The 13,942-nt window shown below is 41.2% G+C and carries 17 protein-coding genes and 2 tRNA genes; 9 read left to right on the top strand and 10 right to left on the bottom strand.

Features of this window, described 5'->3' with window-relative positions; all coding sequences use genetic code 11:
• Nucleotides 1-16: 16 nt before the first annotated feature.
• A complete protein-coding gene (gene psmA, locus COT72_04875) occupies nucleotides 17-724 on the bottom strand; it encodes a proteasome endopeptidase complex, archaeal, alpha subunit (protein ID PIN99740.1) in 708 nt (235 codons plus the stop codon).
• Entirely contained in the window at nucleotides 724-1,062 is a 339-nt protein-coding gene (locus COT72_04870) for a hypothetical protein (protein ID PIN99739.1), read from the bottom strand. The genes psmA and COT72_04870 overlap by 1 nt, the downstream gene beginning before the upstream one ends.
• Nucleotides 1,063-1,167: 105 nt before the next feature.
• Here COT72_04870 and COT72_04865 point away from each other — a divergent pair, with 105 nt between their 5' ends.
• Nucleotides 1,168-2,073, top strand: a complete 906-nt coding sequence (locus COT72_04865; protein ID PIN99738.1) for a hypothetical protein — start codon at nucleotides 1,168-1,170, stop codon at nucleotides 2,071-2,073.
• Here COT72_04865 and COT72_04860 read toward each other — a convergent pair.
• Nucleotides 2,070-2,708, bottom strand: a complete 639-nt coding sequence (locus tag COT72_04860) for a hypothetical protein (protein PIN99737.1) — start codon at nucleotides 2,706-2,708, stop codon at nucleotides 2,070-2,072. The two genes, COT72_04865 and COT72_04860, sit on opposite strands and share 4 nt — an antisense overlap.
• Here COT72_04860 and COT72_04855 point away from each other — a divergent pair.
• Nucleotides 2,678-4,639, top strand: a complete 1,962-nt coding sequence (locus COT72_04855) for a hypothetical protein (GenBank protein ID PIN99736.1) — start codon at nucleotides 2,678-2,680, stop codon at nucleotides 4,637-4,639. The two genes, COT72_04860 and COT72_04855, sit on opposite strands and share 31 nt — an antisense overlap.
• A gap of 34 nt (nucleotides 4,640-4,673) precedes the next feature.
• The gene (gene rpl40e, locus COT72_04850) at nucleotides 4,674-4,847 is read left to right on the top strand and encodes a 50S ribosomal protein L40e (protein PIN99735.1); all 174 of its coding nucleotides are present in this window, start codon (nucleotides 4,674-4,676) and stop codon (nucleotides 4,845-4,847) included.
• A gap of 50 nt (nucleotides 4,848-4,897) precedes the next feature.
• Here the strand turns inward: rpl40e and COT72_04845 are convergent, their stop codons facing one another.
• Both COT72_04845 and COT72_04840 read right to left on the bottom strand, forming a co-directional pair.
• Nucleotides 4,898-5,104: a hypothetical protein gene (locus tag COT72_04845; GenBank protein PIN99734.1), complete on the bottom strand. Its 207-nt coding sequence runs from the start codon at nucleotides 5,102-5,104 to the stop codon at nucleotides 4,898-4,900.
• A 164-nt stretch (nucleotides 5,105-5,268) separates the two neighbouring features.
• Entirely contained in the window at nucleotides 5,269-6,264 is a 996-nt protein-coding gene (locus tag COT72_04840) for a hydroxyacid dehydrogenase (protein ID PIN99733.1), read from the bottom strand.
• 158 nt (nucleotides 6,265-6,422) lie between these two features.
• Here COT72_04840 and COT72_04835 point away from each other — a divergent pair, with 158 nt between their 5' ends.
• A complete protein-coding gene (locus tag COT72_04835; protein PIN99732.1) occupies nucleotides 6,423-7,508 on the top strand; it encodes a hypothetical protein in 1,086 nt (361 codons plus the stop codon).
• Nucleotides 7,505-8,413: a hypothetical protein gene (locus COT72_04830; GenBank protein ID PIN99731.1), complete on the top strand. Its 909-nt coding sequence runs from the start codon at nucleotides 7,505-7,507 to the stop codon at nucleotides 8,411-8,413. The genes COT72_04835 and COT72_04830 overlap by 4 nt, the downstream gene beginning before the upstream one ends.
• A 68-nt stretch (nucleotides 8,414-8,481) precedes the next feature.
• Here COT72_04830 and COT72_04825 read toward each other — a convergent pair.
• Nucleotides 8,482-8,555, bottom strand: a tRNA-Lys gene (locus tag COT72_04825).
• A gap of 86 nt (nucleotides 8,556-8,641) precedes the next feature.
• Here COT72_04825 and COT72_04820 point away from each other — a divergent pair.
• Together COT72_04820 and COT72_04815 are read left to right on the top strand one after the other, a co-directional pair.
• Nucleotides 8,642-9,826 (top strand): hypothetical protein, encoded by a 1,185-nt coding sequence (locus tag COT72_04820; GenBank protein PIN99730.1) that lies wholly within the window; start codon nucleotides 8,642-8,644, stop codon nucleotides 9,824-9,826.
• A 46-nt stretch (nucleotides 9,827-9,872) separates the two neighbouring features.
• A complete protein-coding gene (locus tag COT72_04815; protein ID PIN99729.1) occupies nucleotides 9,873-10,406 on the top strand; it encodes a hypothetical protein in 534 nt (177 codons plus the stop codon).
• A 14-nt stretch (nucleotides 10,407-10,420) separates the two neighbouring features.
• Here the strand turns inward: COT72_04815 and COT72_04810 are convergent, their stop codons facing one another.
• Nucleotides 10,421-10,738 carry a hypothetical protein gene (locus COT72_04810; GenBank protein PIN99728.1) on the bottom strand — a complete coding sequence of 106 codons (318 nt, stop codon included), beginning with the start codon at nucleotides 10,736-10,738 and terminating at the stop codon, nucleotides 10,421-10,423.
• Nucleotides 10,739-11,087: 349 nt separating this feature from the next.
• On the opposite strand from COT72_04810, the gene COT72_04805 reads away from it, so the two are divergent.
• Nucleotides 11,088-11,798 (top strand): hypothetical protein, encoded by a 711-nt coding sequence (locus COT72_04805; GenBank protein ID PIN99727.1) that lies wholly within the window; start codon nucleotides 11,088-11,090, stop codon nucleotides 11,796-11,798.
• Entirely contained in the window at nucleotides 11,799-12,533 is a 735-nt protein-coding gene (locus COT72_04800; protein ID PIN99726.1) for a hypothetical protein, read from the top strand.
• Nucleotides 12,534-12,580: 47 nt separating this feature from the next.
• On the opposite strand, the gene COT72_04795 is transcribed toward COT72_04800, so the two are convergent.
• From COT72_04795 to COT72_04785, 3 genes are all read right to left on the bottom strand, one after another.
• Nucleotides 12,581-12,653 (bottom strand) — tRNA-Gln (locus COT72_04795).
• A gap of 66 nt (nucleotides 12,654-12,719) precedes the next feature.
• Nucleotides 12,720-13,496, bottom strand: coding sequence for a hypothetical protein (locus tag COT72_04790; protein PIN99725.1), 777 nt, complete (start codon nucleotides 13,494-13,496; stop codon nucleotides 12,720-12,722).
• An 11-nt stretch (nucleotides 13,497-13,507) separates the two neighbouring features.
• Nucleotides 13,508-13,942 carry a hypothetical protein gene (locus tag COT72_04785; GenBank protein PIN99724.1) on the bottom strand — a complete coding sequence of 145 codons (435 nt, stop codon included), beginning with the start codon at nucleotides 13,940-13,942 and terminating at the stop codon, nucleotides 13,508-13,510.

Raw genomic sequence — 13,942 nt, 5'->3', positions numbered from 1 at the left:
GCTTAATCATGTGTTGTTACGTCCAGGCAGAAACCACATCTCGTTGAGAGAGTCTTTTGAATGTTTTATCAACAGTCGTGATGATGCCAATGTCAACGTGGTTTTTATCAAGGTCTTTAATGTGCTTTTTAAGCGAAGAAAGACCTAGTTTGAGTGCGTCTTCTTTTGACATGTTGTCTTTGTATCCTGCTTCAAGCAGTTGGTTTATTTCAGTTGATTTGTCGCCAATTGCGGTTGCTTTGTATTCAAAGTAGATGCCAGAAGGTTCAGTAACAAGCAGGTGAGGCTTTTCATCAATGCCTGCAAAAAGCAGTGAGATGCCAAACGGTCGTGAACCGCCCCATTGCGTGTATGCTTGTTTAAAATCACTGATTTTTCGTGTGAGCGTGATAACGTCAATTGGTTCGTCGTACGTGATTTTGTGTTTTTGCGCGATTTGCTGTGCTTTTTCAATAAGCACTCGCCCGTCACCAATAAGTCCTGCGCTTGTGACGCCAATGTGGTCATCTATTGCGTTGACTTTTTCGATGCTTTCAGCAACCATGAGTTTGTCAATGACTTTTTTGACTGCCAAGAGCACAACCCCGTCTTTAAACACGATGCCAATTGCAGGCGTTCCCTGACTGATTGTTTTTCTTGCATATTCAACTTGCAGTATTCTTCCGTCTGGTGAGAATACGGTTATTGCTCGGTCATATCCCATTCTTCCTTGTAATCCATCCATTATGATGCACCTTTTTTAATTTTGTGCAGCGTGCCAAACACGTTGCCTGTTTTAACGATAACTTGTTTTTGTCCTATGCGGCGAATAAGGGTTTGCGCAACTTTCACGTCATTGACGTATTCGGGATGCACTCTTAAAACGCCCGACTGTGTTTTATCATTCCACAAATTCTTGATAAGACGAGGACGCGCAAGAGAAACTCCTTTTTCGCCGATGAGTTCAAGGATGTGCGAAAACGTGTGTTCCTTGATTTCGTTGTATGTTATAGTACGCTTAGAAATAATCTCAAAGGTTATATATCTTTTTCTTTCTCTCATTGATGGTTTTGCGCGCTTCACAATGTTTTCTCATGTTAAGCCATCTTAATAAAGCTTGTTTTAAACGTGCATTCATGCAGCAGAAGTGCGATAAGTTTTTAAAGCAAATTGCGTATTCGCCTACGTATGCCGGTCTCATCTCTTGATATGAATAACGCGTCTCTTCCTGCAAAGGGTGGGCGCATTACGCTTGTGCACACGTATGAGGGCCTGAATAGGGGGGTGCTTGAGCGTTTTATAAACACGTATCGAACCGAGCTTGACGCTTTTTCGCCGAAGCTGATTTACGAACGGTTTTTTGACGCGTTTGCAGACGCGTCATGGCGGGTTATTGCCGCAAAAAATAATGTATACCACTTTAAAGAGGAGCCAAAAGGGGTTCAAGAATCCTTGTTTTGTGAGTATGCTGACTACGTGCTTAACGCGCTTGAGCAGGGTGCAAAACAGTCAAAAGATTCCACGCTTCTTTTGCTCTACGCAGCGCGCACGGTTCGCTCTTCACTTGAGGACGTGCTTGGTTTTGCAAGCTGTTCTGAAAAAAACCCGTTTCTTGCTGATTTACATCGCTTTGGAAACCTCAGTGAGCTCGCGCTTGGTGTCCAAGAAACTCTTGCGCACACAAAAGAGCTCGCGGATTCTTGGGTGTTTTATGCACGAAAGAGTAGCAATTTTGCAGAACTGCATCTTGCTGTTGATATGTTAGCCCGCGTAAATGACATGAACTTCAAACCGTTTAGTGAGAAGACACCTGAAGAGTGTTATGAGCAGGGAAAGAAGAACGCGCAATCCATAATTCATGTTTTGAAAAAAGAATCAAGTGTTGCTCTTGCCCTTGACGCGGTGATTGATGACTTCTTAAACACCGTTGATGCAGAGGTGTTTTCAAAAGATTCAGCGCTGTTTGCTGACGACATGTTCAAAGGGTTTGTTATAAGCCAAATCAGAAAAAAGCATGAAATACAAGACCGTGTTGCCTACGAGCGCAAAATCCTTCGCGAGATTGAGCAAGACACGCTTCTTACCTATCTCTAGACTTTTTTGATTCCTTTCATTGCAAGATAGCCGTGTTTTTTTCGTTCAATAATTTTTTCCTGCACAAACTGCAATGCATGTTTGCTTTGTTTTTTTGAAAGGCCGAGAAACTCACCAAAGGCAATTAAATTATTTTTTGGCACGATTTCAAATTCGTTGCGCGCACCACTTGAGAGCATAAGCGGCGTGTCATATTTGAGTGCAAGTCTTACTTCGTCGCGCATCGCTTGCAGTACGCGCTCGCGTTTTCGTGCGCCAAGCACATCGCGAAAACAAAGGTCTATGGCAACTTTTTTTTGTTCGCACTCGCGCGCCATGATATGGTCAATGCCGCCGCGCGATTCATTATGCAAAAGCGCGTCAACAAGTGCTTTTTTTATTGCGTAGCGCGCAACCTCATATTCGCTCGTGCTGAGCACAAGATAGTCTGCGTGTTTGAATTTTTTTGCAAGTAAATTAAGGTCTTTGATTGTGTTTGCGCGGAGTTCAACGCCCGTAAGGTAGGGGTTTGTTTTAGCAAATGCCTGATACTCTTTGAAACTTTTAAAGGGTTTTATAACGCAGGCAAAATCATAATCAAAGCTCGCGCTTTTTTGAGGAATAAATGCGAGCTGAAAATCGTGGAATCGTCTCATGGTCAAAGCTTTTATGTATTGCGTTGCGTTTAATAGTAATAGTGAGAAATGCTCTTTTGTTTGTTTTAATCTTTTTGTTTACACTTAAGGGTGCTGTTGCTCTCGATTACTTTAATGTAACTGATTTTGCAGCAACTATCTCTTTTTCAGGCTCGGTTGAATTGATTGCAAGCGGGGATTTTGATGTGCAAAACCTTTCACTTGTGCTTCGCGCGCTTCCACAGGAGGGTAATTTCACGTTCACTTCTTCTCAGGCTGTAATGCAAGGCGAGTTTGAAGAAAATCAGGTTCTTTATTTTAATTATTCAGAGCTGCGCGAAGGTTTTGAGTATGTGGTTACCCTTAATTATACCACACTGCTTGAGCCGGTGTTTTTCTCAGAAATTGAACTGCTCAATGATACATTGTATAGCGAGGAGTTAGCATCCTACACTGAGTTTGATGAATTTACTACACCTGACCCTGTTGTGCGTGAAAAAGCATCCACCCTGGTTTTGGGCAACCGCACGCGTCTTGACGCAGTTCTTGCAGTGATGGATTTTGTGCATGCCTATATCACGTATGATTTGAGTGTGGGTGATGATTTAAAAAATGTGTCATGGGTGTGGGAGAACCGGATTGGCACGTGTGATGAGTACTCAGTTCTTGCAGTAAGCATGCTTCGCGCGCTCAATATTCCTGCCCGTTTTGTGCACGGGTACGTGTATTCTGGTGAAACAAATGATTTTGGTCCGCACTCATGGGTGGAAGTGTTTGTTGGCGGACAGTGGATGCCCTTTGACCCTACCTACGGACAGTATGGTGTGGTTGATGTAACACATATTGCGTTTAGCAAAACAAAAAGCGCACGCTTTGAACAAGTGAGCATATCATATTTGCAGAGAAACGCGCGTCTTGATGCATCACGGCCAACAGTGTCTATTGTACCCACGCGCGCAGAACAGGGGAGTACGGGGTTTACTCTGAGTGCTGCCCTTGATAAACAAAAATATTACGAGAATGATTATGCACTCCTTACTATGGATGTGAGCTCGCCACAAAGCAGGTACACCCTGCTTCCTCTTCAAATCACGACAACAAGCGCGATTCAGCGTATTCGTAATGTGAGCGCGATTCTTGTTGAGGGTATGACCGAGCGCGCGTATGAACTTCTTAAAACAGGTCAAACGCCAAACAAACAAACCTATCTTATCCATCCTGTGCGCGTGAGAACCCCGTTTTCACCCGACGTGTCTCTTGAGCTTGAACACTATCCTGGCAGCGCGCAGTCCACGCTTGAACAAGCGCTTGCACAAATACCTTCACAAAATGCTACGCCGTATGCTGATGTGTCAGTTACGCTTTTTTATGAGCCGGTTGTGTATGGGACACAGATGACTGTTGAGATGGCACTTACAAACACAGGCAATCAGGAGCTTGATGACATGCGCATCAGCGCAAACGAGCCGCGTGTCATGGTTGACGCGGGAACCTTGTTTGTAAATGAAAAAAAGAATGTGACCCTTGCACTTGTGTTTGATTTGTTTGGAGAAAAAAACGTACCGCTCAACATAACGTACGGGAACACCGTGCTCGGCGTGTTTTTCGTATCAGTTCTGCTTGTTGAGAAACCAAACTTGAGCATTTCGTATGACTATACAAAACAGGACGGTGCCCACTCTGTTAGTGTAGAGGTCACTGATGTGCATAATGCTTCGCACAACGCGTCAATTTCACTTGCTGCACAAAACTATTATGAGCGCGTGCACAAGTCTAACTACACATTTATTATTCCTGACCGCGCAATTGACACGGATATAATTATAGAAGCAACCGCATTTGACACTCAAAACCAGTCTCATTCAATACGCGAAATTATCTTTGTTGAGCGCACTCTTCTTGAACGGGTCTGGCTTGCACTTGTTCGCTTCCTCTCTGCGTTGCTAGCGTAACCCTTTTAAACTCTCTTTCGTTTTAGTTCTTTTCATGGCAAGCAAGTTCCCTGAAGCTGAAACACGCTTACTCAAGAACGTGTATGTGTGTCGTAAATGTAAGTCTAAGATTAGAACAACCTACGCAAAGGTAAAGGCCAGACTCGCAAAATGCCGTTCATGTGGTTCTAAACAGCTACGCCCAAAAAACAAGGTTAAATCCAAGTAGTAGTAACGGGTGTCTTTTTGTAAAAAAAAGAAAATGCGCATCCCCTGTGTTTAGCGAATGCGCAAATGTTTTTTTAATTCCTGCTCTGCGCTCATGAAATGAGGAGTTGCGCGATGGTCGGCGCTCCACAATTCAAATATTTGGCGTATTTGTGATTTTTGCAGCCCATGCATTTCTTTGGTGAGTAACAGTTCAATGAGCTCGTTGTCGCTGGTGTCGGGTGTGCTGTGATTTTGATAAAACCAGTCAAAGAGCATGTGGAATTTTTCCCTCTCTACAATTATCACCACGTAAAAAACACCTGTATTCCCCCTAAATTAATTATTACAAACGGTACGGGCTTTTTTAATCTTTCCTCTCTCTTAAATAGTCTCAAATCATTTTTTAGGCATTAAGCATGTTTTTTTTTGCTAAACGCTGTTTAGACAACGTTGCACGCGTGTGTGTTTGTGGTATGCTTGACGCATGCAATGGTGGTGTCAAGAATGCGCTGCACTGCTTCTTCACTGTTAAATGCGTTGTGTGGCGTGACAACCACATTGTCCATAGTAAGAAGAATATTGTTTTCAATTAAGTGGGTCATATCAACAGGTGAGAATTTTCCTGAGAGCAGTTGTGATTCTTCTCGAAGCATTGCCTCGCTTTCAAGCACGTCAAGGCCTGCTGCACGAATTTTACCACTTCTTAGACCCGCAATAAGATGGTCTGTGTTTATGATGCCGCCACGTGCAGTGTTAATAATAACAACGCCGTCTTTCATGGTAGTGATGGTATCTGTATTAATCATGTGTCTGGTGTGCTTGTTGAAAGGAACGTGCAGAGATATAATATCTGACTCTTTGAAAAGGCGGCTGAGTGAGACATACGTGAACCCGATTTTTTTTGCAAGTTTTTGGTCTTTATTGAGGTCAAAAACAAGAACGCGCATTTGAAATCCGCGCGCAATGCGCGCAACGTTTTGCCCGATTTTTCCACACCCCACAATACCTAGTGTTTTTTCTTTAAGGTCAAAACCGCGCACATCGCGCAAATCATAATTGTGACGTTTTGCTTTTTCAATTGATGGCACAAGTTTTCGTGCAACTGCAAGAATAAGTGCAAACGTGTGCTCAGCTACCGTGTTGTCGCCGTAGCTTGGCACGTTTGCAACTCTCACGCCGCGCTTTTTGCACGCGTCTACGTCAATATGGTCAAAGCCGGTGCTTCGCGTAATAATACGTTTGAGTTTTGGCAAGCGCTCAAGGATGTTTGGAGTAATGCGGGAATTGATAAAAATTGAAATAATTTCGCAATCATTTGCGTAGTGCGCGTTTCGCGCAGTAAGAGGGGATTTGTAAAATTCTTTGGTAATTCCTTTAAGGTGTTGTGCAAGATAGTTTTTTTCCCATGTTTGAACCCCAAAAAACGCGACTCTCATAGTACTGTGTTGAACAGTTGTGCAATATAATCCTTACCCAAGACGCTTTTTTTTTACATCAGCAAGGAAGATAGTACTTTTGTTGAGGTATCAGGTAAGAACATGTTTTGCGGTAAAGAAAAACTTAAACATGGACCGTGTTCTAGTAATTGTCTATTGTGAACGCCAACTTTGACAAAGATGATTTTGAAGCGCTTCTTAACAAAGGCGAACTATGGAGCACGTATAAAACAACTGCCCAGCTTCCAAGTATTTCTTTATTTGCACATAACGACCCTTTTTTGCGCGTTGTTGGGTATGATGATGTGATAAAACGCCTCAAAGATTTAGTGCACCGCTATGTTTTATCTGAAAAAAAGTTGCAGCAGAGAAGATATGAGCTGAAAAAACAGGGCGTGAGCGAGCGCGCCATGTGTGACACGCTGCAAAAAGAAGCAGGCCACTCACTTGTTCATCTTTTGAGCGGGGATTATGGGAGTGGAAAAAGCCTTCTTCACGCGTGCACTGAAGATTATTTTTATCTTGTTGCCAAAAAAGAAGGCTTGCGCTTTTATGATGGTGTCATGGTTCATGACAAAAAGCAAGCGCTTGAGTGTGATTTTACATTAGTTGGGGGAGGAGAGGGCATGTCGTATGTTAAGCGCTATAACCGAAAGGCAAAAATCAAGCGCGCGCTCAAAGTCGGCGGGGCTGCAGCAGGCCTGCTTGGCTTGTTTTCTGTTCCGCTTCTTGCAGTTAATAATCTCATATCTGAGGCAGTTGTGCGCTACAATTCAGAAGATGCGGGCGTTGTCTCATCAATGCTTATCAAAGATTTGTGGCGCGACTTTGGTTTTCTTGTAAACTGGACATTCTATGGACTTGCAGTCAGTCTTGGATACAAATATGTTAATAAGAATGAAAAAAAGAATCCTGTTGAACTCTTTCGCCATTCAAACCGCGTGCCAACAATTAAAGGCCGTGAAGATAAAAAAGTGCTTCAGGGCTATTACGATGAATCAGCAAGCGACCTTGCCCCTCAATTTCGCGCAAAAAACTCACTCCTGCTTTCAGGAAATGGCAAACCCATCACGATTGAAAACCCTGATGGTTTTTCAAAAGATGAAGCACTACTGCTTGAACACGTTATTGAAGAAAACAAAGTGGTATTTTGCGATAAAGATGATTGGTCACGCTTCCACTCCGCATTGTACCTTATAAACATGAACGAGGAAAAATCATCCGCCTCACTGCCGCGCTCATGAACCGTGCCTTGTATGGTGGTATTGACCACATACAAAATCGCATTGCACGCACAACGCGCAACGAGCGTCATCTGGCTCTTCTTTTGCGTGACTGGTCAGAACGCGAAGGATGGGCCGATTGGTCGCGCCATGCAGTTGAAGAATATTTTGACGTGTGTTCGCGTTTTGCAGACAATCTAGATGAGATGCATATTGGTCGCCGCTCATTTAATATTGGTATTACTGCAGATGGGATTGCGCGAGAACATAAAAGTGAACATATCGAGAAAGAACACATACTTCTTGGAGAAAAACAAACACGCACAAAAACACAAAAAAGCCTTGAGCAATTGCTCGGACAATCGGGTATTCGCACGCTCAAAAACGGAGTTGGTCGCGTGAATGTGCTTTCTGAAATCGGCTACGACCAGCTTCCTAATGGAACCGTAAGCGAGTATGGGCGTGAAGCAGAATACGTGGGATATGTTGCTCCTGTTATTGCGCTTGAAGACCCGCGTGACGGCGTGCGCGTGATTCCTCCAAAAGATGGTTCTGATGCATCAGGATTTCTTGAGCGCGTATCATTCTTGCTTGGTCACGAACCCGATAACGTTTTGTTTGATTTATCTAATTTTTTCACGCTTGACGAATCCCTGCTTGCCGGTATGTACGTGGCCGTGCGTTCTCTTCAAGAACAGAAGCGTGTGCGGGAGGATGTGGTACTCGCGTTATCAGTCTACCCTGATAAACGTCTTGCCCCTTTGGTGCGCCTTAATAACAGAATTATGACAAGCAAATCACAAGACGTGCGCATTCTTATCCCTTATTTTGATATTGATACGCGCGTGCGCACTACATTTTATAACGGAAAACTGCGCGGTGTTGTAGACAAAAAAGAATTGCTTGAAACCGTCTTAGAAAAGTAGTGAGTGGGCCCAGAGGGATTCCACCGCACCTTTTTTAGAAAAAAAGCTGCACCCAAAAAAGTAGTGAGTGGGCCCAGAGGGATTTGAACCCCCGACCCCTTGGTTAAAAGCCAAGTGCTCTACCAGCCTGAGCTATGAGCCCCACAATCGTATTCTTTTTTGATTGCGTTCTCGTTTTTAAACGTTTGCCCAATCCTCCTTAACAGGCTTACTAAACAATACGCTTTTATGTATGCACGTCCTGCAAGGACTGTTATGGTTTCACTTGATATTGTGAGCGCAATTATTTTTTACGCGATTGTGCTCTTTTTTGTGTACCGAAATCGCGACAAGTTTGAGCGCCAATTGGGCATTATGTTCTTGTACCGCTCAAAAAAAGGCTTAAAACTTATTGAACGCGTTGGACAAAAAATTGCGCCCCTCATTATCGCGCTTGCAACCATTGGCATTGTTGTATCTTTCTATTTCATGATTGTTATTGTCAAAACATTTCTTGACGGCGTGATTGAAATTATCAAACCAACTGATGCCCCCGCACAATTCGGTCTTATTATCCCTGGAATCCACATTCCCGGTTCACCGGTCTTTGTGCCCTTCTGGTATGGTATTATTAGCCTTGTCATACTTGTGTTCGTGCACGAAATTGGCCACGCACTTGCTGCTGCAGCGCAAAAAATCAAGCTCAAACACGACGGATTTGGCTTCCTGCTTTTTATCCCTCTCTTCTTTGTTGAACCCGATGAAAAAGAAATGAAAAACGCGCGAGGCATTGAGCGCATGCGTGTTGCCGCAGCAGGACCCTTTGCAAACATTGCACTTGCATTTCTCATAACTATCTCACTTGGTTACGTGCTTATACCTGCAGCAAGCGGTCTTGTTGAGCTCAACGGGGTTGAACTCGTAAGCGTTAAAGATGGCTTGCCTGCAGCCAATGCAGGTCTTTCAAGCGGCATGATTGTTTCAAGTGTGAACGGCACGCAAACGCAGAACATGAGCGCGTTTATTAGCGCGCTTGAAGGCGCAAAACCGGGAGATACAATCGTGCTTGGAGCAGTGAGCGGCGAGGAGTTTGTGGTTAGTGCAGGCCAAAATCCTGACAACGCGTCCCAAGCATATCTTGGCGTGACATTTCAACAATCAAGCACGATTAGCGCGGGCGCAAAAGAGCGTTTTGGATTCCTCCCCCAAATAGTCCTTATGTTCCTTACCCTGCTCAATTGGGTTGCGTTTCTCAATTTTGGGGTTGGCGTGATTAATCTTGTACCAATCTGGGTGCTCGACGGGGGTCACATCCTTTTTGACACGCTCAGGTACGTGCTTCCTGAGAAAAAGGCAGTTAAAATCGCGGGAGCACTGTTCTCAACTGTCCTTTTTCTTTTCTTATTTAACCTCTTCGCGCCTTTAGTATTCTAAACCTTTTTATTATTTCGCAGTAACTAATAAGATTGTGGCTCGTTGAATGGCATCAAAAAAAGAGATATTTACCAATGAAACCGTCCGCGACTACCTGCTCAGTTTTGTGGGTGAACCCGGATACAAGGCAGCACGAGCTTTGCCGTCAACTCGCGCAAAAAGCGAGTACGAGATTGCTGATGACACGCACATAAACATTAACCAGTTGCGCAGCATTCTCTACAAGTTCTACTCAAAAAACCTGGTGAATTATCATCGCATTCGCGATGCAAACAAGGGTTGGTATATTTATCATTGGAAATTCTTTCCTGAGAAACTGATTGAAACAATTCTTAGAGAAAAAGAAAGCGTTCTAAGCGAGATTGAAGAGAAACAGGAACAGAACTCTGATGTGCAGTACTATGCGTGCCCCTCATGCGCTGAGAAATACCCTTTTGAAGAAGCATTTAATATGAATTTCATGTGCGAGAACTGTCGCTCAACGCTTAACTTGCTTGAGAAAAAGAAATCAGGCGTGTCACGCTCAATACTTAACACGCTCAAGCGCGAAATTCGCGAGCTTAAAAAACTTGCTTCCTAAGCCCCCCGTGGATTTTAACTTTGTTTTATTGGTGTGAGCATGTCAAAAACTGCCATGAAATTACTAAACAAGGATACAAAGAGGAGAATGCTCACGTTAAAGATTTGAACACTTGTTCCTACACCATTTCTGAGGTTGAGCACGCCAAGAAGAAAGTATTGTACTACAAGCGCGGTTTGCGTAAGAATAGAAAGGGTTATCCAGAGAATCACGCGTCTGCTGCCGAATCGTGCTCGCCCAAGCAGTTTAAAGGCCAGAACCACGGTTGCAATCGCCATTACAAGGTCAAAAACGCCAAGTACTGTTGCAATGAGGTAAATGCTTTCAACCACGCAGTCATTAGAACACGGTGTATTTTTAAATGTGGACGCTGATAGTGCGCAAAATAAACAGAAACCCATTAGAGAGCATTCTCTGCCTTTTTATCACGATTTGGTGTTGTGCCAATCCCAATTCTCAGGCTATCCCAAAAGATAAGTAGTCCCGCCCGAGTTATCATCATTTAAATAATCAGTTCGGAGAATGATATGTACATGGTTATTAATTAACATATTTTACGTTAATTTTATAAAAATAGTTAATTTACACAAATTATAACTTTCATTATCTTAAAGTAACTATTATTAATTACTTTAAATAAACAAAAGTTATATAACTACGTTCCACTTTAACCACAGAAGTATGAACTATATATTTCTTCAACAAAAATTGCAAGAACTTCAACTAGAAATATTTACAATAAATGATGTTATAAAAATAACCGGTCAATCAAATACAGTTATAAAAACTAAGCTAAACTTATTAGCTAAGCAAAAGAAAATTTTCAGGTTAAAAAAAGGCTATTATTCAATAAATGCTATTGAAAATAAGTTTTTACTACAAAATATCTACAAAGAATCATACATAGCACTTCATTCCGCATTGGAGTATTATGAAAGTACAACGCAAAGATACAACAACCTTGACCTTATAACAAAAAATATATTAAAAAACCAAAAAATTAAAGAAATAAAAATTCAATTTCACAAAGTAAAAAAAGAAATGTTTTTTGGCTATGAAAAAATTAAAATAAACAACACAGATGTGTTTATATCTTCTATTGAAAAGACTATAATTGATTGTATATATTTTTCTTCAAAAGTCTATTTAACAGATGTTGTTGATTTAATAAAAAAATATAAAGAGATATTAAATATAGATTTGATAAGCGAATATCTCAGAATGATTAATTCTTCAACACTTAACAAAAGAACTGGATATTTGCTAGAATTATGTGGAATAGAAATAAAAAAACTGAAAATAAACAATAAATATGAAAAATTAAACAAAAATTTAAGTAATAAAGGAATAAAAAACACTGAATGGAAACTTATAATAAATGAGGAATTATAAATGGAAAAAAATGAACTAAAAACATATTCTGCAAAACTAAATTATAATTTAGCACAATTAGAATTAGATTACTACCAGCATCTTATTCTTGCAAAACTATTTGAAAAATTTAATACAATATACTTTAAAGGAGGAACTTGCCTGCAAAAATGCTACGGAATAAAAAGATTCTCGGAAGACTTAGACTTTAATTATGTTAGTTTAGACATTAATACAATAATAAAATTCATAGAAACCGTCTTTAAAACAAAAATCATAGACCGCCATAAAACAAGATTCGGAACAAGTTTCAGTGTGCAATTTCAAGGAATATTATATGATGGCTCTAAACAATCACTCTGTAAAATATCTTTTGACTTCAGAGAACACGACACATATAATGCATTGCTAAAAAAAATAATAAGACCCATATATAAAGATTTGCCACAATATTTCTTGTTGGCACTCAACGAAGAAGAAATATTGTCAGAAAAAGTAAGAGCAATAATCACGAGGTACAAAGCAAGAGATGTATATGACTTGAATGAATTATTACTAAATGGGGCGAAAATAGATTTTGAACTAATAAATAAGAAATTAAAAACATATAATAAGAAATTTAACAAAAAAGAATTTAAAGAAAAACTAGAAGAGAAAAAAAGCATCTATAATGAAGAAATAAAAAGATTAACAAATATTTACGATAACTTTGATACGTGCAAAAAAAGAATTCTAAAAGCATTTAATATAAAATGACATCAAAGTCCTTTGCGAGTGACCCGCTATTATCAGTTGAATGGATATAGCCCCGCCAGGATTCGAACCTGGGTCACGAGGTTCAAAGCCTCGCATGCTTGGCCACTACACTACGGGGCTATTAATAGTGGTGTGTTTTTAGAAGTGCACAAGCAGTTTTTAAGGTTTTGGTATTTTTGCTCTGCACTAGAAACAGGCTAAAAGTTGGGGAATAATTTCTTTTCCTGAGACGTAGCCGTTGTGCTTGGTACGGTACATTCCCTGAATGCCACACACATCAACTCCCACAAGCTCTTTTTCATGGCTAATGCGCGTGGCGTGTTCTTGGAGTGTTTTTTTAGTCATCCTGCCGCTGCTCGCGTCTGTTGGAAAACCCCACAAACAGTCAAGGTCAATTGAGACATAGACTTTTTTCTTGCTTTTTTCAAGAATATCATCGAGGGTTATATTCACAAAGTAGGTGTGTTCAAAACCAAGAGGAGACTCTCTTTTAAAGCAATCTCCTTTGCGATACAGTGAGCCCTGATTATAAGCAGAACCAATATTAAACGCATTCACGTCTTTTCCAACGGCAATAAGAAGCGATTTCATGTAGTTGTGATACTCTATCATGTCATCAGGAGCGTGGTCTCCTGCACTCATAAGGTCAAGGTGCGCGTCAAATACGATAAGGTCAAAATCCTGTTGTTTTTTATACACTTCCCAAACATAATATGCAGTCACGTTGTGCAGCCAGTTTGTGCCGGTAAAAATGAGAAATGGCTGCTCAAGGCGTTTTATAAAACCCATGTCCTCATGCGCAATCATGTCATACCCGTCTTCCACGCAGGCAAGGTCACCCCATTGGTCAATCATGCGTATGAACGTGAAAGGTGTTTGTTTCACATCAACAGGAGTGAGTCGAGGAAAGTCTGCGCTCAATTTCTCCATTGAATCGCTGCTTTTGAGAAGGTACTTATGCATGGTTGCTCGCCTTAGAAGAATGTTGCTTTTGTCCAATACTCGTTTTGAGCAATCGCAAGCATTGCAAGTGCATCATTACGTTTTTCTGGAGGGACGCTTTTAATGTAATGTGCAAGTTTTAAAAAGTGAATAGCATCCTCAAAAAATGATGCTTGCTTTTCTCTGGCAATTATTTGTTTTTCTCTCTTATTTGTTGGTTCGTATGCAGTCTCTTGTTTGAGTACGTTTGCAATCCAGAAATTATGCAAATACCCATGAGTCATATTCCAGATAACTTCATCTTCAACGAGTCCAATGATTGAATCAATAAGTGCGTAAGGATAACTAGTCTTGAGCGTCTGCATCTTAACGCTTTCTATGTGCATTTTATCCGGGTCAAAGGTAATTGACTCAAGACTGCGCCAGCCATTGAGGTAATCATCATTTACAACAGGATACATGCTCAT

This window comes from archaeon CG10_big_fil_rev_8_21_14_0_10_43_11 (genome assembly GCA_002763265.1).
Lineage (GTDB): Archaea > Nanobdellota > Nanobdellia > PEZQ01 > PEZQ01 > PEZQ01.
This window is presented reverse-complemented; position numbering and strand designations above follow the sequence as displayed.

What these genes read in the sequence shown, in the direction of transcription:
- psmA (PIN99740.1), bottom strand. Translation starts at nt 724, where the DNA reads ATGGATGGATTACAAGGAAGAATGGGATATGACCGAGCAATAACCGTA.
- COT72_04865 (PIN99738.1), top strand. Translation starts at nt 1,168, where the DNA reads ATGCCGGTCTCATCTCTTGATATGAATAACGCGTCTCTTCCTGCAAAG.
- COT72_04855 (PIN99736.1), top strand. Translation starts at nt 2,678, where the DNA reads ATGCGAGCTGAAAATCGTGGAATCGTCTCATGGTCAAAGCTTTTATGT.
- COT72_04860 (PIN99737.1), bottom strand. Translation starts at nt 2,708, where the DNA reads ATGAGACGATTCCACGATTTTCAGCTCGCATTTATTCCTCAAAAAAGC.
- rpl40e (PIN99735.1), top strand. Translation starts at nt 4,674, where the DNA reads ATGGCAAGCAAGTTCCCTGAAGCTGAAACACGCTTACTCAAGAACGTG.
- COT72_04845 (PIN99734.1), bottom strand. Translation starts at nt 5,104, where the DNA reads ATGCTCTTTGACTGGTTTTATCAAAATCACAGCACACCCGACACCAGC.
- COT72_04840 (PIN99733.1), bottom strand. Translation starts at nt 6,264, where the DNA reads ATGAGAGTCGCGTTTTTTGGGGTTCAAACATGGGAAAAAAACTATCTT.
- COT72_04830 (PIN99731.1), top strand. Translation starts at nt 7,505, where the DNA reads ATGAACCGTGCCTTGTATGGTGGTATTGACCACATACAAAATCGCATT.
- COT72_04820 (PIN99730.1), top strand. Translation starts at nt 8,642, where the DNA reads ATGTATGCACGTCCTGCAAGGACTGTTATGGTTTCACTTGATATTGTG.
- COT72_04815 (PIN99729.1), top strand. Translation starts at nt 9,873, where the DNA reads ATGGCATCAAAAAAAGAGATATTTACCAATGAAACCGTCCGCGACTAC.
- COT72_04805 (PIN99727.1), top strand. Translation starts at nt 11,088, where the DNA reads ATGAACTATATATTTCTTCAACAAAAATTGCAAGAACTTCAACTAGAA.
- COT72_04800 (PIN99726.1), top strand. Translation starts at nt 11,799, where the DNA reads ATGGAAAAAAATGAACTAAAAACATATTCTGCAAAACTAAATTATAAT.
- COT72_04790 (PIN99725.1), bottom strand. Translation starts at nt 13,496, where the DNA reads ATGCATAAGTACCTTCTCAAAAGCAGCGATTCAATGGAGAAATTGAGC.
- COT72_04785 (PIN99724.1), bottom strand. Translation starts at nt 13,942, where the DNA reads ATGAGCATGTATCCTGTTGTAAATGATGATTACCTCAATGGCTGGCGC.